Source organism: Spirosoma sp. SC4-14 (assembly GCF_037201965.1).
Classification (GTDB): domain Bacteria; phylum Bacteroidota; class Bacteroidia; order Cytophagales; family Spirosomataceae; genus Spirosoma.
Window position 1 is genome coordinate 4,119,732 of record NZ_CP147518.1, and the last position, 21,086, is coordinate 4,140,817.

At 47.9% G+C, this 21,086-nt stretch carries 20 protein-coding genes and 1 tRNA gene; 4 read left to right on the forward strand and 17 right to left on the reverse strand.

Features of this window, described 5'->3' with window-relative positions; genetic code table 11:
* Positions 1-28: 28 nt before the first annotated feature.
* From WBJ53_RS16895 to WBJ53_RS16905, 3 genes are all read right to left on the reverse strand, one after another.
* Positions 29-1,348, reverse strand: coding sequence for a Gfo/Idh/MocA family oxidoreductase (locus WBJ53_RS16895; RefSeq protein WP_338868199.1), 1,320 nt, complete (start codon positions 1,346-1,348; stop codon positions 29-31).
* Between the two features lie 449 nt (positions 1,349-1,797).
* Complete coding sequence (locus tag WBJ53_RS16900) at positions 1,798-2,046, reverse strand: hypothetical protein (protein WP_338868202.1); 249 nt, start codon at positions 2,044-2,046, stop codon at positions 1,798-1,800.
* A gap of 14 nt (positions 2,047-2,060) precedes the next feature.
* Positions 2,061-2,306, reverse strand: coding sequence for a hypothetical protein (locus tag WBJ53_RS16905; RefSeq protein WP_338868204.1), 246 nt, complete (start codon positions 2,304-2,306; stop codon positions 2,061-2,063).
* Positions 2,307-2,719: 413 nt separating this feature from the next.
* Here WBJ53_RS16905 and WBJ53_RS16910 point away from each other — a divergent pair, with 413 nt between their 5' ends.
* The gene (locus tag WBJ53_RS16910; protein WP_338868206.1) at positions 2,720-4,213 is read left to right on the forward strand and encodes a hypothetical protein; all 1,494 of its coding nucleotides are present in this window, start codon (positions 2,720-2,722) and stop codon (positions 4,211-4,213) included.
* A gap of 174 nt (positions 4,214-4,387) precedes the next feature.
* On the opposite strand, the gene WBJ53_RS16915 is transcribed toward WBJ53_RS16910, so the two are convergent.
* From WBJ53_RS16915 to WBJ53_RS16945, 7 genes are all read right to left on the reverse strand, one after another.
* Positions 4,388-6,637, reverse strand: coding sequence for a c-type cytochrome (locus WBJ53_RS16915; protein WP_338868208.1), 2,250 nt, complete (start codon positions 6,635-6,637; stop codon positions 4,388-4,390).
* Positions 6,638-6,651: 14 nt separating this feature from the next.
* Entirely contained in the window at positions 6,652-6,750 is a 99-nt protein-coding gene (locus tag WBJ53_RS16920; protein ID WP_338868210.1) for a hypothetical protein, read from the reverse strand.
* Positions 6,725-7,018, reverse strand: a complete 294-nt coding sequence (locus tag WBJ53_RS16925) for an NPCBM/NEW2 domain-containing protein (RefSeq protein WP_338868212.1) — start codon at positions 7,016-7,018, stop codon at positions 6,725-6,727. The genes WBJ53_RS16920 and WBJ53_RS16925 overlap by 26 nt, the downstream gene beginning before the upstream one ends.
* Positions 7,019-7,022: 4 nt before the next feature.
* Positions 7,023-8,612, reverse strand: a complete 1,590-nt coding sequence (locus tag WBJ53_RS16930) for an arylsulfatase (protein WP_338868214.1) — start codon at positions 8,610-8,612, stop codon at positions 7,023-7,025.
* Between the two features lie 315 nt (positions 8,613-8,927).
* Positions 8,928-10,640 carry a hypothetical protein gene (locus tag WBJ53_RS16935; RefSeq protein ID WP_338868216.1) on the reverse strand — a complete coding sequence of 571 codons (1,713 nt, stop codon included), beginning with the start codon at positions 10,638-10,640 and terminating at the stop codon, positions 8,928-8,930.
* Complete coding sequence (locus tag WBJ53_RS16940; protein ID WP_338868218.1) at positions 10,637-11,056, reverse strand: DUF1080 domain-containing protein; 420 nt, start codon at positions 11,054-11,056, stop codon at positions 10,637-10,639. The genes WBJ53_RS16935 and WBJ53_RS16940 overlap by 4 nt, the downstream gene beginning before the upstream one ends.
* Before the next feature lie 288 nt (positions 11,057-11,344).
* Positions 11,345-11,431: transfer RNA gene (locus WBJ53_RS16945), tRNA-Ser, on the reverse strand.
* A gap of 379 nt (positions 11,432-11,810) precedes the next feature.
* Here WBJ53_RS16945 and WBJ53_RS16950 point away from each other — a divergent pair.
* Entirely contained in the window at positions 11,811-12,107 is a 297-nt protein-coding gene (locus WBJ53_RS16950; RefSeq protein WP_338868220.1) for a hypothetical protein, read from the forward strand.
* Between the two features lie 24 nt (positions 12,108-12,131).
* Here the strand turns inward: WBJ53_RS16950 and WBJ53_RS16955 are convergent, their stop codons facing one another.
* The 3 genes from WBJ53_RS16955 to WBJ53_RS16965 form a co-directional block, all read right to left on the reverse strand.
* Positions 12,132-12,788: a GDSL-type esterase/lipase family protein gene (locus WBJ53_RS16955; RefSeq protein WP_338868222.1), complete on the reverse strand. Its 657-nt coding sequence runs from the start codon at positions 12,786-12,788 to the stop codon at positions 12,132-12,134.
* A gap of 182 nt (positions 12,789-12,970) precedes the next feature.
* A complete protein-coding gene (gene chrA / locus WBJ53_RS16960) occupies positions 12,971-14,173 on the reverse strand; it encodes a chromate efflux transporter (RefSeq protein ID WP_338877197.1) in 1,203 nt (400 codons plus the stop codon).
* Positions 14,174-14,327: 154 nt separating this feature from the next.
* Positions 14,328-15,287 carry a 2-oxoglutarate and iron-dependent oxygenase domain-containing protein gene (locus WBJ53_RS16965; RefSeq protein ID WP_338868224.1) on the reverse strand — a complete coding sequence of 320 codons (960 nt, stop codon included), beginning with the start codon at positions 15,285-15,287 and terminating at the stop codon, positions 14,328-14,330.
* 205 nt (positions 15,288-15,492) lie between these two features.
* Between WBJ53_RS16965 and WBJ53_RS16970 the strand changes: the two genes are divergently transcribed.
* Entirely contained in the window at positions 15,493-17,064 is a 1,572-nt protein-coding gene (locus tag WBJ53_RS16970) for an ATP-binding protein (RefSeq protein WP_338868226.1), read from the forward strand.
* Positions 17,065-17,140: 76 nt separating this feature from the next.
* Here the strand turns inward: WBJ53_RS16970 and WBJ53_RS16975 are convergent, their stop codons facing one another.
* From WBJ53_RS16975 to WBJ53_RS16990, 4 genes are all read right to left on the reverse strand, one after another.
* On the reverse strand, positions 17,141-17,845 hold the full coding sequence (locus WBJ53_RS16975; RefSeq protein ID WP_338868228.1) for a superoxide dismutase: 705 nt from the start codon (positions 17,843-17,845) through the stop codon (positions 17,141-17,143).
* A 123-nt stretch (positions 17,846-17,968) separates the two neighbouring features.
* Positions 17,969-18,406: a hypothetical protein gene (locus WBJ53_RS16980; RefSeq protein WP_338868230.1), complete on the reverse strand. Its 438-nt coding sequence runs from the start codon at positions 18,404-18,406 to the stop codon at positions 17,969-17,971.
* Between the two features lie 109 nt (positions 18,407-18,515).
* Entirely contained in the window at positions 18,516-19,127 is a 612-nt protein-coding gene (gene recR, locus WBJ53_RS16985; RefSeq protein WP_338868232.1) for a recombination mediator RecR, read from the reverse strand.
* Between the two features lie 83 nt (positions 19,128-19,210).
* Complete coding sequence (locus WBJ53_RS16990; RefSeq protein ID WP_338868234.1) at positions 19,211-19,501, reverse strand: ATP-dependent Clp protease adaptor ClpS; 291 nt, start codon at positions 19,499-19,501, stop codon at positions 19,211-19,213.
* A 113-nt stretch (positions 19,502-19,614) separates the two neighbouring features.
* Between WBJ53_RS16990 and WBJ53_RS16995 the strand changes: the two genes are divergently transcribed.
* Positions 19,615-21,078: a sodium:solute symporter gene (locus tag WBJ53_RS16995; protein WP_338868236.1), complete on the forward strand. Its 1,464-nt coding sequence runs from the start codon at positions 19,615-19,617 to the stop codon at positions 21,076-21,078.
* Positions 21,079-21,086 lie beyond the last annotated feature (8 nt).

Sequence of the window (21,086 nt, forward strand, 5' to 3'; positions counted from 1 at the left end):
TTGCCGAAAGTCGTATACTCAATAAGAATTACAGGCGAATACCCCAATCGCTATTCATCTGGCGACCGAGTAGTGCATTCGCTTCGGCGTCGTTTTTAAACTGCTCTTTTTTCGGATTCCATTGCAGCGAACGATTTAAGCGATACGCGATATTACCAATGTTGCAGACAGTAGCGGTTCGATGGCCTATTTCGACGTCGCAAACCGGCTTGCTGCGTTTCCGCATGGCATCCAGAAAATCCTTGTAGTGGTTTTCGCTTTTGTATACATGCTTCTCGGTATCGCCAATGACCTTTGTTGCCAGTGAGGCAGGTGTTGTTTCAATTTTTCGGCGCTGAACCCGAATTTCGCCCTCAGTGCCAGTGAACAGAATGGCATTGTTCCAGTCCCATTTTTCGTGGGTCATCACAATGCCATTGTCGTATTTGTAGGTCAGGAAGGGGTATTCCCTACCATCGGGAGCGATTACCTCAACAGGGCCACTATTGTCCATATCCAGTGCCCACTGCACAATGTCGAACATGTGAGCGCCCCAGTCCGTTACCATACCCCCGCCAAACTCCCGGTAATTCCGCCAGTTTGGAAACACATCTTTCGAAGTTGGCGGTGCCAGCTCGGCGTTGAACACAACCGGTTGGTTAGGACCTAGCCACAATGGCCAGTCGAGTCCTTCCGGAATGGTTTCGGCAGGGAGGTCGTAGGGCTTCGGGGGTGGCCCAACGTTAACCTTAATACTTTTGACCTGACCAATGTAGCCGTTGCGAACCAGCTCAGCCGTTTGCCGAAATTCGGGCCACGACCGTTGCATACTACCGGTCTGGAAAACACGGTTATATTTGCGGGTCGCATTGACCATTGCCCGACCTTCTTTAACCGTAAGCGAAAGGGGTTTTTCGCAGTAAATATCCTTACCCGCTTCGGCAGCCCGAACGGCTACGGCGGCATGCCAGTGGTCGGGGGTAGCAATGACAACGGCATCGATATCCTTCCGGTTCAGTAGCTCCCGAAAATCGTTATAGACCGGAATATCGGCGTACTTGCCCGACTCCGGATTTTTTTCATAGTGGGCTTTAATACGATCGAGTGTCAGTTGCGCTTTAGCTTTATAAACCTCACTAATGGCAATAATACGGGCTTCATTTGTGCTCAAAAACGAACTGGTCAGGCCACGGCCCTGCTTTCCGGTACCAATAAAGCCTAATGAAATAATATCGCTTGGAGCAAGGTATCTGGTGCCATCAGGACGTTTGCCGCCAAGAACAAAACGGGGAACAATCATAAAGCCAGCAGCCGCAGTAGCTGCCTTACCGATAAAGCCCCGACGGGAAAGAGATTGTTTCTCTATCATTGTATGCACGATTGATTAGTTGGTTTTACCAGGGTTCACTTCTGTTCACTGATTTGTTTACTGGCCGGTTCATTTCTGTCCGAAAAGACGAAATTTCCGATTTGTTTCCCACCGGGTTTCCCAGCCCAAAACAGCCTACCTTTCCGGCCTCCGTTAGCATGCAAATGGATGGCGAACCATCCACACTTCATTCTATTTTATTGACTCAGCGGCCCCAACCCGAACTTCCTCAAAACACATCGAATGAGAACGCTACGGTTAGCATCGGGTATTAGAAATGGGTAGGTGTTATGTCTAGTAAAGGCGTTGCCTTGTCCCAGTCTACCGGTAATTCATACACTATTTTTATAATAGTCGGGTGAGTTTGTGCAATAGCCAATCTTTTTCCATGAGCAGTGGCTCCACCTGTTTTGTTACGATTTGTTTCAGTGAAGGTTGGATACGCAGTTTCACGGATGAGAGTATCCAGGATATATCGAAAAAAGATGCTGTTGTTGCGTTGGGCGAATATAGGCTTTGAAATTGGCGCGGTAGACGCTCATAGTAGTTGTGCTGACATTTACATTCGTGTTACCATTGCCCGGAATGAGCAGCCAGCCAATGTCGCCATCGGCGGTTTCCCAACGGATGGTGCCGGTTTTTATCTGGCTCCAGACCCGCCAGATGCCCCAGACTCCACCCATCATCCAGTTGATCATGGCTCTTACGCGCTTTAAGGCCCCTTTGCCGCGTGCATCAGACCAATAATGCTTTGGGGTAACAGGTAGCTGATTATTTTGCAAATAACACTAAGGTCACAGTCGATGAACTCCCGCCTGTTCTGGTCAACCTTATCTTCGGCGATGGACGTTTTCCAGATGCCGTAAATCTTCGCGTTTGGGTCCTGATGCTGATTTTTCAGAATCCAGATCAGAATTTCGGTGGTTTTCTCCTTATCGCCGGGTTTGTTGCGAAACAAAAGCGCTTCGGCCAGCCAGGTTTTAGTTCGAAGGCTTGTGGTATTGGTCAGGACATCAGTTACGGGTTTGCGAGCCGGAATTTCATCGGCCAGAAAGTTCTCAACCAGCCCTTTCTAGTAAGGCGACCGGATTTCGTATGTACATTTTTGGCTACAAATCGTTTCTGGCTGTTAAGCCAGCAAAAGACTTGCGCAACTGGTTAGGAGGAAGAGTAAGGCGATGGTTTTCATCGTTCGATATGCATACAAGATCGCGTAAGTCTACATTCGTAAGTTGGAAGAAACGCCTAAAAGGCACTATCTTGGACCTGCGAAAGAGTCGTATAAAGGCATTCTGGCAAGATTCAGTCTATCACAACGATGCACATTACCGACTCTTTTCCGATGATTGAGCAAGCCACTTAAGTTGAATTATGACCGACGAAACGTCACCTTCACCTTCATCACTTACCCCCGACGAGCAGACCAAATTACGTGAACTCACCAATCAAAGCTGGAACCTTGAATTAGCCATTTCAGGGGTTGCCATGTTTGCCATACTTCAGTGGCCCGATGCGCTCGACTCCGCCTTTTCGTACATACAATACAACTTTTTGAGCGGTAGAGAAGATTTTGTCGGGCGCATACCTGCTATGGCCTACAGCATGTTCAAGGCGGCCACTTATGTACTATTTGCTGCCTTTCTGGCCAACTTCATCATGCGGGCATTTTGGATAGGGCTGGTCGGCCTGCAGGCCGTGTTTCCGGCCGGTATTCAGTACGACCGCCTGCCGATGTCGACGGGCTACACACAAAAACGCCTGGCCGAAGAACTTGGTCCGATTGACCGGTATATTCTCTGGCTCGACAAACGGAGCAATGTACTGTTTGCGCTGGCCTTCCAGGTAGCCATTATCATGTTTACGGTGGCAATCATGTACATACTGGCCCTTGGCCTGTATGTGTTTATCCAGCCCAATGTTCCCGGTCCGGTCTGGCTGATCCTGAATACTGTCATTAATGTCTTTTTCTTCGGCGGTTCGTTATTGCTTCCCATTTTATCCCTCGAACGATTCCGGGACAATCCCAAAGCCAGCCTCCTGCATTACCGGCTTACCAAAATCTTTCAGAACGTGTATATGGGCGTTTACCGGCCAATGTCGTATATCACGAACACATTTCTCAGCAATATTCCCCGGAAGAAGCTGACCCGTACCTACCTGGTTTTTTATGGGTTGTTTATGGTGATATTTATGATTGAGTTTACTCACGATCAATTGCAAGGCCAGAATCGCACTTCTTTTCTCAACAGACGGCATCTCTTTACTGCCCGCGTGGATAGCCTGTATATCAACCCCGCTAACTACGATAACCAGCGCCCGGCAGATAGTTATGTCGACGCGGCTTCGATTCAGGCCGATATTATTCGGGAACCCTATCTCAAGCTGTTTATTGCGTATCCGAAGGCACTCGATACGCTGCTGACAAAGATGGCGAAGGAACCCGAATGGCCAGATTCGCTTAGCAGGCCAGCCAGACGGCAACAATATGCTGTCTGGAGCAGTCAGCAGGTCAATAAACTGGTGCAGATTACGGTCAATGATTCGGTGATGGCGCAACCGGGGCTTTTCTTTACACAGGCCGGGCCTTTGGAGCAGAAAGGCTGGCAAACGGTGCTGGTGCCGGGCAATCTGCGCATCGGGTACAACCTGCTTCGTATCGGCATTAACCGACCAAAGCACCAGGAGCCCGAGGAACTAGTCAGTATTCCATTCTGGTACGTACCCGAAAAGTTGTCACAGCCCACAAGTGTCCTGGGCCGGGCCGATTCGCCACCAGCAGCAACCAGTGAGACGAATGCTCAATCCCGAAAATTCCTGCGGAAGATGCTGCATGGCAATGCATCCCGCGGAGAGGGCGGAAATTAACCGCCCATCCACGTTGATGCTCGTCTGCGATTGCATCGCGGATGAATGAAGGCCGCGGTTGCGACGCAATCGCAGGAAGTTAACTCGGTTATTTTCTTTCACGTCACAGACGTGGACTTCGCGCATCCCCGATGCAATCGCGGATAAACGTGGGTTATCGCTCGCGGGCTATGCTTACTTCTCAAAGTCTGTCTCCAGCAATTGTTTTTCGGTGAAAACGCCGGTGCCTTCCGGTTTTTTAGCACGCATTTTTTTTACGTCATTGGCCGAAATTCCTTTCCCCTGTTTCGCAAAGGCATTCTGCGTAAAAAGAATGATGTCGGTAATGTCCTGGTCGCTGATATCCTTGTTATTGATTAGCGCGGGCATTTCATTGTTGAGCTGATACAATTTCCCATCAACATGAATGGGCCCGCTTACCCCGTGCAGAATAATGGCAGCCAGTCGTTTCATGGAACCGTCAATGTATTCGGACCCTTTGAGTGGAGGTGCCAGGTCCTGAATACCCTTTCCGTCGGCCCCATGACAAGTAGCGCAAATACTTCGGAACAGTTTTAGCCCTTTGGTTCGGTTATCAACAACATTAGTTTCGGCTACATAAATGGAATTCATTTCTTTCTTCTGCCGCTTGCCAATGGTCAGAGATAAATTGTTCTTCAACAAATCGGTAGGGTTCATGGCTGCCAGATACTGTTCTTCTTTACCGGCGAGCGCGCTGGTAATTGCCTCCTGCATAATGCGCTGTGTCGCGTATTTTTTCTCAATTTGCGAGAGGATGGGGAAAAAAGTAGCGTCTGACAGGTTAAGCCAGCCATTCAATGAAGCCGCCAGATAAAAATCGATCGTTTCATTGTTCTGTGCCAGCAAACCGTTACTGATTACCTTCATTTTGGCTACTCGTTCTTTGGTAGCAAACCGCTCCAGAAGCCCTACCGCATGGGCAATGGTTTCGGGTTGTTTCGATTGGGCGATGATGCCACTGAGGTTGTCAAAGGTTAGCACATTAAGGCCTTCGAGTACGTAGAGCGCATGAACCGCCGTCAGAAATTCATTCCTGCTTTTGGCTAAAGCAAGCAATTGATTTACCACCGAGAGGTCTTTCTTCTGAATCAGCAATTGTTGCGAACGATCTCGTAACCAGCCATTCGGATGGCTCAGCAAGGCAATCAACTGGCTGCTGGTTGTTTTTGACAGATCGGGAACCGGGTTTGTTTTTACGGTACTGCTGGTCACTTTCAGAATGCGTCCGGCATTCTGGAGCGTATCCAGTTTTTTAATAGCAAGCTGTTCGGTTAGGTATTGCGAAATATAGGCCTTGTGCTGAATGATCCCCCGGTGCATATCAACCACATACATAGCCCCATCTGGGCCGGTAAACAGATTTACCGGACGGAACCCTTCGTCGGTCGATGCGATAAACTCTTCACCCTCAACAGCCTGGTGGCCAGTTGTTTGCAGTGTTTTAAAATCCAGGACATTTCGTTTGATCAGGTTGGCCTCGGGAACGCAGACAAACGCGTTTAGATTGTAGGCTTCGGGGAAAGCGCCACCTCGATAAACCAAAGGGCCACACGCGGCCGTAACGTCTTTTAAATAGCCTTTTTCGTCCAGAACGCCCGGTTGATAGCCCCGATTGACAGAAGTTTGGTGGATAGGATACACTCGATTACTGGCTAATCGTTGATGTTCGGCAATGGATGGCCTAAAATATTTGTTTCTGATTATGGTGTTTGGCAGCACAAAATCACCCTGTATGTTGACAGAATTGTTGTTATAATACAGTCGGCCAAAATTGTCTTTTGTTATGCCCCACTGGCCCCGGTCCGAAGTGGGTTCTTTCAGCCATTTACCATTTTTGAGCCGATACCTGAAATGATAATTAGCGTTATAAATCCAGTTGTCGATGTTCATCATCAGGCCATTGGACGAATGTTCTACATTACCCCCTTCGGCATAGACCGGATCGACCAGCGTTTTTTTGCCGGGCTTATCATTTTTTATCTCGACAAACCAGAGTTTGGGGCCATCAACGTACAATAAGCCACCATATACATGCGCCACTGCTCTGGGCAGAACGAGGCCATCCAGAAAAACTTTGGCATGATCGACCACACCATCTTTGTTCAGATCTTCCAGAATCGAGATTCTCCCATTGGGTTCTTCCTCACCGATGCCTTCGAGATTAGGCATATAGCCAACCATTTCGACTACCCACATTCGGCCCTTATTGTCGAAGTCCAGAGTTACGGGGGCTTTCAGAAATGGCTCGGAAGCGATCAGGCTCAGGTTAAAGCCCTCTTCTATTCTATAATCGGCAAGCGAAAAGCGAGGCTCATTAAACGAGGTAATTCGGAATCCTGCCATGACGGCCGAAACCACTACTAATACAATAACTGCTAATTTGACTGGTCTTTTTGTGGCCATGCTTCTTGCTGAGTTTAGTTTCCTGGAACCATTCGTATCAACACAACACTGTGGTGTCGAATAGTGGTCTTAAATGTTCCGGTAAAATTACCAAGGTCTTTTTGTCTCCACACATTCCGAAGACGATAGATGCCCTTTATTCCAATTTTTGTAAAGTTTAATGTTACTCGTCGCGGTAACACCCACACCGTGGCTGAAATACGTACCGTTGATGTGCATGAAATTGCCAGCCGCGTTGGTCTTGCCCAACATCGCCAGAATACCCTCCGAGAACGATTTGATGGCCAGTTCATTGAGCCATACCGTACGGGTCGACTGGGCTTGTAAGATATTGACTAAGCCATACATCCATAAAAACGTTATAGGTATCAAGCGTACCATCGCATTATTCCGATTTTCCGGCAAGGCGTTCCTGAACCCCTACTCCTTGAGCCCAGGCATCATATTCGGCTCGTAGACTGGCCACACGCTGGGGTTGTTTTTGAGCCAGATTGTTCATTTCGCAGGGGTCGGTTTTCAGGTCGTACAGCTCCCAGTCGGCATCTTCAGTATCTTTCTCCAGCTTCCAGTCGGCTTTCCGAATGGCTTTATTACCTTCATGTTCCCAACAGTAGGTACGGGAAATGGCCCGGTTTGTACCCCAGAGGTACGATAAACTTTTTCCGGGCAAAGCCTTGCTGGGTTGCCCGGCAAGGCTTTGCCCGGCTAATTCGAGAGCGGTAGGTACTAAATCCATGACATGCCCAATCTCATCAACAAAGCCGGTTTGTGGCCGAATGCCGCGCGGCCATTGCAGGATGCATGGAGTAATCAGGCCGCCTTCATGTATAAAGCGCTTATATTTCCGAAAGGGCGTATTGGAGACGTTAGCCCAGGGCGTGTCGTAGGTAACATAAGAACCCCGTTCGCCTATTTTTTTACCCGGATCATTCAGTTTTCGCCCTTCCACGTTTTCGTTGGAACTGCCATTGTCCGACAGAAATACAATCAGCGTATTCTCATGCTGGCCGTTGGCTTTCAGGGTTTTGATGAGTCGGCCAATATTCTGGTCCATTCGGTCGATCATAGCGGCATAGACGGCCATTTTTCGCACCCACCGGGCTTTGTCGGTAGTGGTATTCCAGGCAGGAATAGTAGCGGGACGTGGTGTAAGTGGGTAACGGTTGTCGACAAACCCCAGCTTTTTCATTTTCTGGTAGCGGTTAGCCCGGGTCACATCCCAGCCCTGAGAATACAGCTTTTCGTATTTGGCAATGTCCGATTCGTAAGCATGAAGCGGAAAATGAGGAGCCGTATAGGCTACGTATAGAAAAAAGGGGTTGCTGGTCTGTTTTTGCTGTTGATCATTCAGATACTGGACCGCATGATCGGTAAAGGCATCAGTCATATAGAAACCTTCGGCGGGCGGAGTAAACTCACTGTCGTCTTCAACAATAACCCGCTTCCCATTTTCGGCCGGAATGATCTCGTAATAACTTGATGCCCCGGATATTAAGCCAAAATAATGATCGAAGCCGCGCTTTCGGGGCCAATGCTGGGGTCGTTCGCCAACATGCCATTTTCCTACCATATATGTCCTATAGCCAGCCTGCTTCAGGCGTTCGGCAATAGTAGGATAACGATCGTCGAGAAACCCCTGATAACTGCCCGGCCGAATGGCTGCACTGGGCATCGTTACCATCTGTCCCATGCCAACCGTATGTGGGTATTGCCCTGTCAGCAATGAAGCACGGGTGGGGCAGCAGCGGGCATTGTTGTAAAAACTACGCAACTTGATGCCATTAGCTGCCAACTGATCGATAGTAGGCGTATTGATCTCACTACCATAGCAACCAATATCAGAAAAACCCATATCATCGGCCAGAATAAAGACTATGTTAGGCCGTTGAGGAGCCGCATCAGGATTTCGAAGTGAAAGAAAACTGCCAACTAGTACAGTGCTGGCAAGCAGGCCCATGGCTGTGAACTGTTTCATGCTGGTTCTGAATATAAGAACAATGTCTACTACGAGTAATGATTCCCTCGGGTTTCAAGTGGAAGATGGCTCCTCATTGAGCCCATTTCCTGCTTAATCCCCGGCCCAATGATGGGTTAATGCCGTAGCTAAGGAACTCCCCTTCCACAGCCGATACGTTATCAAACAGTTTTTTTGAATACTGGCAGCATTACCCGTGTCAACGTCGGTTGTAGTCTCATAGTCTATTATCCGGTAATGGTTGCACAGACCAAAGCCGTTGGCAGCAACGAATAACATAGCAACCGCCAGAAAACTATTCGTTTTCATACCAAACTAGCCCAGGTGAATAAGGTGATTAAAGGGCGTATAACCCGTCAGGTAAACCGTCGGAGCATCCATCGCTGGCAAAGCCCCGCGTAACTGAATGCCTTTATGTTCAGCTTTTCCTGGCCCAAACTGAATGCTATCGGTTCCAACAGCATATGTGCCCAAATCGCCCGAAAGCAGATAAGCATTGTCTTTTTTTGCGTACTTCTCAACACCCGATAGCGTACCGCCAGGTCGAAAAATAAGCTCTACGGCAACCGGAACCCCTTCAGTACCGCTAAGGCTGATGTCAATTGCCAGACCGTTTTTGACCTCCGTTACTTTCACAACGGTGTCGAGTTTTTGTACTTCGCTTTGCTGCCGACCCTCTCTGGGCATTTTATTCCAATCGCCATCAGGAGCAATTTTATCGGCAGAATGCGGTTGAAAGTACGGCCCCTCTAACGTCCGACGCATAACCCAGGCATTACCTTCCTGTTCAATTTTTTCGGTCTGGAATTGCCCTTTACCGAAGAACGAAGCCGCCACTCGCATACTTTGTAATACGGCATTGCCCTTATGAAAAGTGAGCCAGGTTGCATTGTTCGACACTAATGTACTATCCCAGTTGCCACGCCGGATGCGTACTACGCCCGAATACGGAAACGCTTTGGCATAGCTGACAGGCATGGGTTTGCTGGCGGGTAGCTCTTTCCATAGGGTTGGGTCTTCCAGAAAATAGTCGAGGTATCCGGCCAACTGTTCCTTTGGGCTGCTCTCTTCGATGCGTCGGCACATGGCAGCCATTTCGCCGTTGTTGTCGCGAAGGGCCATGTATCGATAACAGTAATAATAGCGCGACATACTGCCGATCGTGCCTTTGTCCTGCCGATTCGAGGCTTCGGTAACGACTTCGCCGTTGGGATGGACGTAATAAAGCGTCATCATCAGGTTTCGGCGGACGGGTTCCAATAATTCGGGTTTGTTCAGACCACGTGCCATGATAATCAACGACCGGTCGACAATGGGCGAGTAGGTATTTGTACTTTTTTCGTTGAACTGTCCATCGGGGTCGAGATCGATGTGCTCGGCCAGCCACTGGTCAATACGGTCGATATAGCGCGGGTCAGGAAAGAGTTCGTTGAGTTTGGTCAGGGCTGCCGATACCACCCAGCGATGATTGGGTGTGTGAATCCCACCCACAATAAGTGCTTCTCCCGCTTTTTTCAGAAATTGACTGATGGGCTCAAGCGCGGACGTCGTGCCCTTCAATTGCTTCAGAAACTTGTAGGCAGGCACCATATTCTCCAGCACAAAGGCCGTGTCGGGCGTCGAATGAAAGTTGGTATCCAGCAAATCGATGGTTCCATCGTTGTGCTGCATTTTCAGCATTGCACGGGCGGCAGCTTCGATTTCCGATAGTAACTCTTTCGCCTGATAATGAGCCGATTCGGGAGTAACATACAACATACTGGCTCTCATCAGAAAGCCGCAGGTGGTATGTGGATTGGGCATTTCGTAGTCATTCATATACCCACCCACAAACTGGTTTGCCGGGTCGGTAACCTTCAGCGGTTTGTAATTCGCCAGTTGCTGGTCATTGATGGTAATCCAGTTGAGGAGCCAGGCAGGTTTAGCAGGAGCCACAATTGTAGCCCCGAGGCAGAAGCCTTTAAATCCCAGCATCGGCAACAGGCCAAGCGAAACAGCACTACCGGCCATAAAATTTCTTCGGTTCATAACGCTCTAATCTTGATACTCCGAAAATGCACCTCATTGCCGTGGTCCTGAAGCAGGATATGGCCAGCCGGAGCCTGTGCAAAATTGGTGTAGGTGTTGTATTTACTTTTGGCAACCAGATTATGAAAGATCTGCGAATGCCGATCATACTCCATCATTTTGGGGTTATTGAGCCAATGCTCGACATGACCACCCTGAACAACAATCTGTAACCTGTTCCATTGCCCAGGTGGTCTCATCCGCCTGTGGGCGTCACCTTCCGAAAGATTTTCGGCTGTGATCAGGTCGTAGAGCGAAGCGGTAGTTCGGTTTCCGTTGACGCCTTCGCTGGCATCGGGATGTAGGTTATCGTCCAGAATCTGAAATTCGGGACCTAAGCCAGTACCGGGCCGTTCGACCGATGTTGAGCCGCGCATAGTGGTCAACGTCGGTGTTTAATAGGAACGAAAGCCCGATGACCACGGATCACGCTCATCGACTGCGGTTAAGTCAAAATGCTCCAGCAAGCAGTCAGGTATAAATAATTTGATCAGCGGTAGGTAACTTTCCAGAGCGAGCTAGACTTGGTGAAACCACACAAACCTAGACAAATCCAAAGCCCTCCACAATTTTTGAAACGGATCCCTTGATCCCGAAAAAAGGGCATAAAAAAAGCCCGACATGGGATTCATATCGGGCACCAAGGCTAGAATTTCAATTCGTTGCAGAGAGGAAGGGATTCGAACCCTCGATACGGTTGCCCGCATACACACTTTCCAGGCGTGCTCCTTCAACCACTCGGACACCTCTCTGTGTGTCTACTCCAGGCAATTCAATTCTCAAAAGAAGCATAAAGAATCAATCCTTATTCCCCTTTCTGGTCGAACAGGCCACAAAAGTAGTGATTTTTGGTAAACAATCAGCCCTGCCTTCCGATTAAGACAGAAATGTTTTTGTCTGATAAGCAGACTAAAGAAGCCTCTTGCTGGCTATTGGGACCCACTTTTACCAACATAATTTAATTGAGAACCATAACTTGCAGCTCTAAACCTGTCTGCCTCAGCTAGCGAAATAATTCATTTTGAACTGACTACGATGTTCGTTCCTTATATCCAGAAAGCAGTGTCAGATCGGTTTAGAAAAAAATCGTACAACAAAACGCAGTAGTGCTATTTAAATTCGCAACGTATTATGTGGTGGAGGAAAACAAAAAATTATTCAAAACAGATTCTAAAAAATGCGAATCTGGACCCCGTTCCATATGCCAAGGATCGGCTCCGGGCCGAATTTGCCAAAACACTTCTGGAGCCGCTGCCCGTTGAGCAAATTGACCTGGGCGATTCAGTTGATTTTCTGGCCGAGGCTATTTTGCTATCAGCGCCACAATGGCAGGAAGTTAAAACAAAGCTTGCTTCGCTTTCGGAATTAAGCAAACCCGACCAACAGGCCGTTATTTCACAACTTGTCGATTTTGTTGAGAATCAATAATGGACTCTAGAGAAGTGTAGGGAGTTATTCTGTTGTAATGACTTTGTACACTTCTTTAGCTATCGTAGCTGCCCCTTCAGCCGTTGGATGAATGCCATCAATGAACTGAGTACTATGGGGTAGCATCAGCGTATACAGATCTATGATCGTTACGTTTGTTTCGTTTGCGATTTCATTCACCAGTGGCACGATCTCATTTTTGACCACATCGGGATCTACGTCAAAATTCTGACTAAAGGCGGGTGGTGGAATACAAACATAAACTCTGGGTGAGCTGGATAAATTCTGGAACGATCGAATCATGGCCAGGTAATCGGCTTTAAAGTCGCTTTTGTGCTGCCAGTTCTGTTGTTTAGAATCATTTGTGCCAAATTCAATAATCACAATTGTTGGCTTCCAGTCGAGCGCATACTGATATTTTTGAGCATTCCAGTAGGGGCTATCTCCGCTTTTCAATACCGTAGTTCCGCCAACGCCATAATTCAGTACTTTATCGGGCGACCCGATTAGGGTTTGCAACTGATATGGATATGTTTGCTCAACCGGAAGCGAATATCCTTCCGTAATACTGGTTCCAATACAGGCAATTCGTTTACTCTGCGGAAATAATGTATCGGCTCCGCATCCACTGAGCAAGACGAAAATAAGAATTGTGAGGTAACCTATGCGTCGAACGTTCATTCTTTTGCTTTTCCAACAAACTCAAACTGAGTCTATACTGTGCCCATACAGCCGGGCAAAGATACGGTCGGACGAATCGGGAATCGCTATATGGGTTAGTACAGAAAGAGGCCTTTAGCTAATTTATCCGTCTGAATTTACCGGACGCTCCCATAGCAGCATAGTTGCCCATCCATACGGATTTACAATATAATGCCAGCCAATAAACCACCCAGCACAATAATAAATGGCGGGATTCGGGTATACAATAATATTCCTATTGTGATCAGGACAACTGCAACCGAGGTCCAATGAGGCCCCATTGGCTGAAAGAGTACAATAGCAGCGGCTGCCGTTAAACCCGTGCTGGCCGCATTAACTCCATCGAGCGATGCCCGTACCACCCGATAGCGTTTAAGTTGCTCCCAGAATCGGTAAACAAAGAAGATAAGGAATGTACCTGGCAGAAAAATTCCGGCAGTTGATACGCATCCACCCAACAATTGACCACTCAGCCCTTCATTCCGCATCGATAACGCACCAATGTACGATGAAAAGGCAAACACAGGCCCCGGCAATGCCTGCACTAAACCCAAACCGGAGAGAAACTCCTCGCGGGTCAGGTAATGCTTGAAGGCAACAAACTCGTTGTAGAGCATCGGGGTCAACACTTGCCCCCCACCAAATACCAGACTGCCATTGCGGTAAAAATTTTCGAACAACCGAACTGGCAACAACTGCGTGATGGCTCCCAAACCTGCCGCACCAATCAGTACACCAATCCATAGAAAAAAATTAGCCCATTGAATTTTCAAGGGCTTTTTTTCCATTCGTTCCTGCTTTTCATAAGTCAGCGCCGTAATCAGCCCCCCCGTAACGATTACAATGGGAGTCATCACTGGCGAACGAAATATATAGGCAAACAGCGCACTGGTTATGGCCAGAGCCAGGCTGATCTTATCCTTAATCACCTTCTGACCAATACGATAGCCAGCCACGATCAGAAACCCAACGGCCATTGGCTGAATAAATCGACTAAACCGTAATGAGAGATTATGCCGTTCGAGATAGTACATTCCAATCCCAACGATGGTCATAATACTTACCGCTGGCAATATCCAGATTAGCAGGGTGAGGTAAGCCAGATTAGGGCCACCAATTTTAAACCCCAGCGCAGTAATTGTCTGGGTAGAAGTAGGTCCTGGCAATATCTGACAAAGCGCGTTTAACTCCATCAGTTCGGCTTCGGTCAAATACCGTCGTTTCTGCACAAATCGTTCATAAAACATTGCCAGATGCACCTGCGGCCCACCAAAGGTCGTTAGCGCCAAAATCAGCACATCTTTCAGAAAGATGATATAGCGGATTCGTCGAACGGGCTGAACAGGAGTCAAATGTGGCAACATAATAACCGAAAACAGGACAGAGACGATCCAGGTATTCATTGCCCGGCCGCTTTTGGGTATACTGGCCGCTATGCAACCGGGCAATGTGTAATTCCTGGCATACTTGCGGATACCTACATATCCGGCAAAACAAAGTCAACTTTACTGGAAACCGTCAGGCTTTTTTGAGGCCCAGTTCAATTAATCGTTCATTCAGAAATTCGCCCGCTGTCATATCCGTATATAACTTAGGATGCTCCAAATCGATACAGCTCGCCAGGCTAGTCAGGTCCATATCGCCCCGTGGGTGCATAAAAAACGGAATCGAATACCGAGACTGATTCATTTTTTCGCGGGGTGGATTCACGACCTGATGTATGGTCGATTTGAGCTTATGGTTGGTGAGCCGGTCGAGCATATCCCCCACATTAACGACAATCTGGTCGGGCAAAGCCGTAATGGCGATCCACTTGCCATCGCGACGAAGCACTTCCAGCCCATCGGCCGATGCGCCCATCAGCAAGGTAATGAGGTTAATATCGCCGTGTGCTGCTGCACGTACCGCTCCTTCCGGAGTGGTGTTGGGGTCAAGCGGAAAATAATGCAGGGCCCGCAGAATACTATCGCCATTTTTCACCTTATCATCGAAATAGGTTTCGGGCAATTCCAGATAAAGTGCAATGGCCCGAAGCAGTTGTTTTCCCGTATTTTCGAGCGTCTGATAGGTTTTCAGTGTAGCTTCACTAAACTCCGGATATTCGTCGGGCAATACGTTAGCAGGCATATTGCTCACGGGCTCGGGTTGCCCAATATGATAAAACTCTTTCAGGTCGGCCACCTTAAACCCTTTGGCCGTTTCTTTTCCTTTTGCGATGTATCCTCGCTGTCCGTTCAGATCGGGCCGTTCGTATTTCCGCTTCACCTCGTCGGGAGCCGAGAAAAATTGCTTTGTCGCATGATAAAGCTTTTGGGTTAGCTCATCGGTAAGTCCATGATTTCGAATAGCCACAAAGCCAATCTGATTGAACGCCCGGCCCAGATCCTGCACAAAACGAGCCTTACGCTCAGGATCGCCCGCCGTAAAATCAGCTAAATCCAGCGACGGAATTTCGTCATATAATTCTTGTGATGACATACTAAAAACTGTTTCGCCAAAAATACAAAAGTTTACCAAATCTATCCATGAGCATCATCATACCAACCGCTGAGGCCCGTCAGATGAGGGCTATACAATAAATTTTCGGGCAGCTTCGTTAAACTGGCCGTTAATTTGTATTTGGTATTTTCTACTTCTGTCTTACCGCTTCTGGACAGATGTCGTTTATCGTTATGAAAACGTTATGAAAGTTAATATCGCCGACCCTGTACAAATGACTAGCTCGCTTTGGCAAAAGGCATTGGACAAATCGGCCACTGGCATAATTGTCTATGAATCTGTACGTAATAACGACGGAGACATAGAATCGTTTAACATACGGCTGATAAATAGTCGGGCCGAGCACCTGCTGGGGTTCAATCGCAACGACGTGCTTGGACAAACAGCTACCGATCTTTTCCCTACCCAAAATTCCAATTCCTTCTGGGACGATATTGTCGATGTTATTGATTCGAATACGCCACAACATAGGGAGTTTTTTGCCCAAATCAGCCGTACGCAGCAGGAACACTGGTTTGATTTATGTATCGAGCCAATGGGCGATGGTAGTTGCGCAGTAGTATCCTTTACCGACATCACCGAATTAAAGAAAGCATCCCAGACATTAATCGGTGAGTCGATGCTCTTTAATACGCTATCGTCGAGCGTTCCGGGAATGAGCGTTGTGGTCGTAAATTATTTTCAAAAAATTCTTTTTGCCAACGGCGAGCTACCGGGCCTTTTCAAGAGCCGGAAAGCCGATGACATTGTTGGGAAACGGATTGCCGATACCATTTTACCAGAGTATCAAAATGACTGGAAACGCTATGTCAGTACGGCGCTCATGGGCGAGCATCATTCGTTCAGTGATCATTGGGGTGGCTGGCGATGTGAGGTTTACGCAGGGCCGGTCCGCAACGAACGGGGCGACATTGCAATGGGCATCTGCGTCTTTCGCGATATTTCGGAGCAGTTTCGTCAGCAGCAGACGCTGCAACGGATGAATAACGACCTCAAGCAGTCGAATCATAGCCTCGAACAATTTGCGTATGTGGCCAGCCATGATTTGCAGGAACCCCTTCGAAAAATTAAATCGTTTGGCGATCTGCTCAATGAACGGTATGCCCCTCAGCTAGATAACGCAGGCCAGGACATCGTTCAGCGTATGCAATCGGCCGCCGACCGCATGAACGAACTGATTAAGAGCCTGTTGTCCTACGCTCGCATTACAACTCCCAAAGGATTGTCTGAGCATCAGAAACAGGATCTGGTTACTGTTGAAGGGCTCTTGAATGAGATTCAGAACGACCTCGAAATCGTTATTCAGGAACGGGGAGCCGTTATTAAGACTGGGTTGAACCTGCCTGCGGTGCCGGGCGACAAGACTCAGCTACGCCAGTTGTTCCAGAATTTGTTGACGAATGCAATGAAATTTACCCGGCCCAATCAACGACCGGAAGTGAGTATAACGGGACGGCTTATTCGGGGAATTGAGGTGCCCGACTTCCCTAATCTCGATCCTTTTCAGGAATATGCGGTGATTGCAGTGCAGGACAATGGAATTGGAATAGCACCTGAGCATTTCAAAACGATCTTTGGCCTGTTTACTCGTCTACACGGCCGACAGCAGTTTGCGGGCTCGGGCATTGGGTTAGCAACCTGCAAGCGAGTAGCCGAAAATCATGGCGGAACAATTACTGTAGAAAGTAAGCTCGGCTACGGTACTACGTTTTATGTTTACCTGCCCTTACACGTACCCGCGCAGGAGGTGAGATAATCGTTTATGGTTTATGGTTATCGATGCTCCGCTTATTAATGCAGCGCAACGGTAAACCATAAACCGTAAACCGAGTTTACCCTGCGAAATTCTTACCGATTTTATCCCAGTCGAATACATTCCAGGCAGCAGCTACGTATTCAGCACGCCGGTTTTGGTATTTCAGGTAGTAGGCATGTTCCCATACATCGAGCCCCATAATCGGTGTGCCTTTTTTCTCGGCCAGTGCCATCAGCGGATTATCCTGATTGGGTGTCGAAATAATTTCAAGATCGTTACCATTTTTAATAAGCCAGGCCCAGCCCGAACCGAACCGACCGCCAGCCGCTTTTGCAAAATCGGCCTTAAAGGCATCGAACGAACCAAATTTCTTGTTGATGGCATCGGCCAGTGCGCCTTTAGGAGCTCCTCCTGCTTTTGGCCCCAGAATATTCCAGAAGAATGTATGGTTCCAATGCCCTCCTGCATTGTTGCGAATTGCAGCCGGTGTACTGGCATTAATGCTCTTGATCAAATCCGTTAACGAGCTGTCGTTATACTTTGCCATAGCCGTTCCGGCTACGGCTTTATTCAGATTGTCAACATAAGCTTTATGGTGCTTCCCATGGTGAATTTCCATGGTCATTTTGTCGATATAGGGTTCAAGCGCACCCGTATCGTAAGGCAATGGCGGTAATTTGAAGGGGCCTTCGGCCTGCGCGGCAGCAAATCCAAATGAACGGAAGGTAACTAAACCAGCCGAAGCGCTAAAGGCCAATTTCAAAAACTCGGAGCGATTCATGCGAATGTTGGTTTGTAGAAAACTAATAACGTTTTGCAGATAAAACCCGCAACCATGGCGGATGTTCAGCGAACCTAAGCTTATAATAGCAAAGAACGAAATATTTCGGGGAAAATATGGTTTTCAGGACTGCGTCGGAAATTTCTCGTGCAGCCGTCGGAGCGATTGGGCAGCGCCAATCATTTGCTCATGCGACAACCAGAACTCGATAGAAAACGGTTCGGCCCGATAGGCTGTCCAGCTTGGCGAGGCTTCGGCCTCCATCCGAACCAGAACCTGAAATGCCCGATCTGTCGATTGTTCGCAATCAAAAAACAGACAGGGTTCCTGCAACACAACCGGTTTGGGTTTTGTGTAGTTAGCTACAGCTTCAAACCAGTCGGCCAGCGCCGATAGCTCGTAAGTCGAAATGATGGGAACCGTAGCGATCGATGATCTGCCATCGTGACTAAGCTCGATACTTGTCAACAGAACATTTCGTTCATCTTCGTTGCGGGCTCCTGATTCCTGATAATCCAATATACTGATGATCAATCGTTTCTGAGGATTCTCCAGCACCATAACTCTACCACGTGTTTGATGAATAAGGCCGAGTATGCCAAAAACCAACAGATAAATGATAAGGTTAACCCAACAACGAAAAAAGCACCAATTATCGGTGCTTTTTCTATTAATCGTATGCGATACGGCTCAAAATACTTCGCCCAAGTGTAACCTCATCGGCATATTCGAGGTCTCCGCCAATTGGAACGCCACGCGCAATAGTGGAAATTTTCAACTTAAACGGACGGAGTTTCTTTTGCAGATAAAACGCGGTCGTGTCGCCTTCCATCGTTGGGCTGATTGCCAGAATAATCTCTTTTACCTGTTCGCCTTCGGCACCATTCAGCCGCTCGATCAGCGAATCGATTTGCAGATCGCTGGGCCCTATTCCTTCAACGGGCGAAATAATGCCGCCCAATACGTGATACAATCCTTTATACTGTGCCGTATTTTCGATAGCAAGCACATCGCGGGTGTCTTCTACAACGCAGATCAGCGACTGATCGCGCTTCATGCTGGCACAAATCGTGCACAGATCATGATCCGACAGGTTATGGCACTTCCGGCAGTGTTTGACCTGCGTACGCATGGCTGTCAAACTCTGGGCCAGCGCTTCGGTTTGTTCTTCATCGCGTTTAAGTAGGTGTAAAACCAACCGGAGGGCCGTTTTCTTCCCAATCCCCGGCAGTTTCGACACTTCGTTAACCGCGTCTTCTATTAATTTGGATGGATACTCCAAGAGGTTAGTGATGAGTTAAGAGTAAAGAGTGCAGAATAATGGATACCAGTAATTATTCTTCATTCTTCACTCATCATTCTTAATTAATTCAGGACTTCAGCCGAAATACCCCGGCGGCAGATTTCATTCCGCATAGGCACCAGTTCTTCCCACGAGCCATTCTTAACGGTGCATTTTCCTTTGTAATGGATCAGCAACGTGCATTGCTCGGCCTGTTCGGGGGTATGGTGACACACGTCGATCAGGGTATCGATGACATGATCGAATGTATTCACATCGTCATTGAAGACTACGAGGTTATGAACGTCGGTTTCAATGACTTCATCGAGCACATCTACCGAAGTGGACCAATCGGTTTCTTCAAAAGGTTGCATGGGAGCGAAAATGATATTTATTTAGCAAATTTACGAGAAAAAGACCTCTTTTAAAAGCCATCATACTGCTTTAAAAGAACCTCGTTTTAGCCTAAAAAGTTGCCTATCTCAGCATGAATACCACCCTTGCGTTAGTGATCCTGATTGCTTATTTCGGGATGTTGATTGCCGTTTCATTCTACACCGCCCGAGGAGCCGACACTAACATGTTTTTTACTGCTAACCGGCAGTCTCCATGGTGGTTAGTGGCGTTCGGAATGATTGGCACCTCGCTGTCGGGGGTCACCTTTATCTCGGTTCCTGGCGCTGTCGGCAAAATTGGCTTTTCCTATTTCCAGGTCGTTCTGGGGTATATTATCGGCTATATTGTTATCGGTACAGTGCTGATGCCTCTTTATTATCGGCTGAATCTGATTTCGATATATGGCTATCTGGAAAAACGATTCGGGTTCTGGTCGTACAAGGCCGGTTCCGCTTTTTTTTTACTGTCCAGAACAGTGGGCTCGGCCGTTCGGCTTTATGTGGCTGCCGAAGTACTCCAGATTGCCTTATTCGGTTCGCTGGGTGTTCCTTTCGAAGTATCAGTCCTGATTACGATTGCACTGATCTGGATTTATACCTTTAAAGGGGGTGTTAAAACAATTATCGTTACCGATACGCTTCAGACGGTATTTCTGGTCACGGCCGTCATTCTTACCATTATCCTGATCTCAAAAGAACTTGGGCTCTCGTTTGGCGACATGGTACAAACCGTGAAAAGCAGTCCGATGTCGCAGATTTTTTATTGGGACGGCAACGATCCGAAAAATTTTTACAAGCAGTTTATTTCGGGTGCTTTTATCGCGATTGTGATGACTGGGCTGGATCAGGACCTGATGCAAAAAAACCTGACCTGCAAAAACATCGGCGAAGCGCAGAAAAATATGTTCTGGTTTACCTTCACAATGGTGATTGTGAACTTACTGTTCCTGAGCCTGGGCGTTCTGCTTTATCAGTTTGCTCAAAAAGAAGGCATCACAATTCCCGACCGCACCGACGATCTCTATCCTACGCTTGCTCTGAATCGTTTGGGACTGGTGGTTGGCATCACTTTTTTGCTGGGCATCACGGCGGCTACCTATGCCAGCGCCGACTCGGCCTTAACAGCGTTAACCACTGCTTTCTGTGTCGATTTTATGAATGTAGAGAAACGGCCCGAAGCCGAGCGTTCGCGTATTAAACAGATTGTACACATTGGTTTTTCGCTGCTGTTTTATGTGGTAATTATTATTTTCCAGAAACTCAATAGCAAGGAGGTCATTACGGCCGTATTCGATATTGCCGGGTACACCTACGGCCCTCTGCTGGGTTTGTTTGCTTTCGGCATCTTCAATAAACGACCCGTTGTCGACTGGTTCGTACCGTTTATTTGTGTAGCTTCGCCTATCCTGACCTACATCGTTAACGAAAACTCGGCAGACTGGTTTGGCGGCTATAAATTTGGATTTGAACGGCTACTGCTCAATGGATTCATTACGTTCCTGGGTTTGTGGGCCGTTTCCAAACCCATAAAGAAAACGGAACCAGTAGCCGTTTAACTCTAGTG

Excerpts from the sequence above, each read along its gene's own strand:
- WBJ53_RS16995 (WP_338868236.1), top strand. The coding sequence starts at position 19,615 with ATGAATACCACCCTTGCGTTAGTGATCCTGATTGCTTATTTCGGGATG.
- WBJ53_RS16930 (WP_338868214.1), bottom strand. The coding sequence starts at position 8,612 with ATGAAACAGTTCACAGCCATGGGCCTGCTTGCCAGCACTGTACTAGTT.
- WBJ53_RS16990 (WP_338868234.1), bottom strand. The coding sequence starts at position 19,501 with ATGCAACCTTTTGAAGAAACCGATTGGTCCACTTCGGTAGATGTGCTC.
- WBJ53_RS16915 (WP_338868208.1), bottom strand. The coding sequence starts at position 6,637 with ATGGCCACAAAAAGACCAGTCAAATTAGCAGTTATTGTATTAGTAGTG.
- WBJ53_RS16980 (WP_338868230.1), bottom strand. The coding sequence starts at position 18,406 with ATGGTGCTGGAGAATCCTCAGAAACGATTGATCATCAGTATATTGGAT.
- WBJ53_RS16935 (WP_338868216.1), bottom strand. The coding sequence starts at position 10,640 with ATGAACCGAAGAAATTTTATGGCCGGTAGTGCTGTTTCGCTTGGCCTG.
- WBJ53_RS16895 (WP_338868199.1), bottom strand. The coding sequence starts at position 1,348 with ATGATAGAGAAACAATCTCTTTCCCGTCGGGGCTTTATCGGTAAGGCA.
- chrA (WP_338877197.1), bottom strand. The coding sequence starts at position 14,173 with ATGTTGCCACATTTGACTCCTGTTCAGCCCGTTCGACGAATCCGCTAT.
- WBJ53_RS16925 (WP_338868212.1), bottom strand. The coding sequence starts at position 7,018 with ATGGTACGCTTGATACCTATAACGTTTTTATGGATGTATGGCTTAGTC.
- WBJ53_RS16940 (WP_338868218.1), bottom strand. The coding sequence starts at position 11,056 with ATGCGCGGCTCAACATCGGTCGAACGGCCCGGTACTGGCTTAGGTCCC.
- WBJ53_RS16950 (WP_338868220.1), top strand. The coding sequence starts at position 11,811 with ATGTGGTGGAGGAAAACAAAAAATTATTCAAAACAGATTCTAAAAAAT.
- WBJ53_RS16900 (WP_338868202.1), bottom strand. The coding sequence starts at position 2,046 with ATGATCAACTGGATGATGGGTGGAGTCTGGGGCATCTGGCGGGTCTGG.
- WBJ53_RS16965 (WP_338868224.1), bottom strand. The coding sequence starts at position 15,287 with ATGTCATCACAAGAATTATATGACGAAATTCCGTCGCTGGATTTAGCT.
- WBJ53_RS16970 (WP_338868226.1), top strand. The coding sequence starts at position 15,493 with ATGAAAGTTAATATCGCCGACCCTGTACAAATGACTAGCTCGCTTTGG.
- WBJ53_RS16955 (WP_338868222.1), bottom strand. The coding sequence starts at position 12,788 with ATGAACGTTCGACGCATAGGTTACCTCACAATTCTTATTTTCGTCTTG.
- WBJ53_RS16910 (WP_338868206.1), top strand. The coding sequence starts at position 2,720 with ATGACCGACGAAACGTCACCTTCACCTTCATCACTTACCCCCGACGAG.
- WBJ53_RS16975 (WP_338868228.1), bottom strand. The coding sequence starts at position 17,845 with ATGAATCGCTCCGAGTTTTTGAAATTGGCCTTTAGCGCTTCGGCTGGT.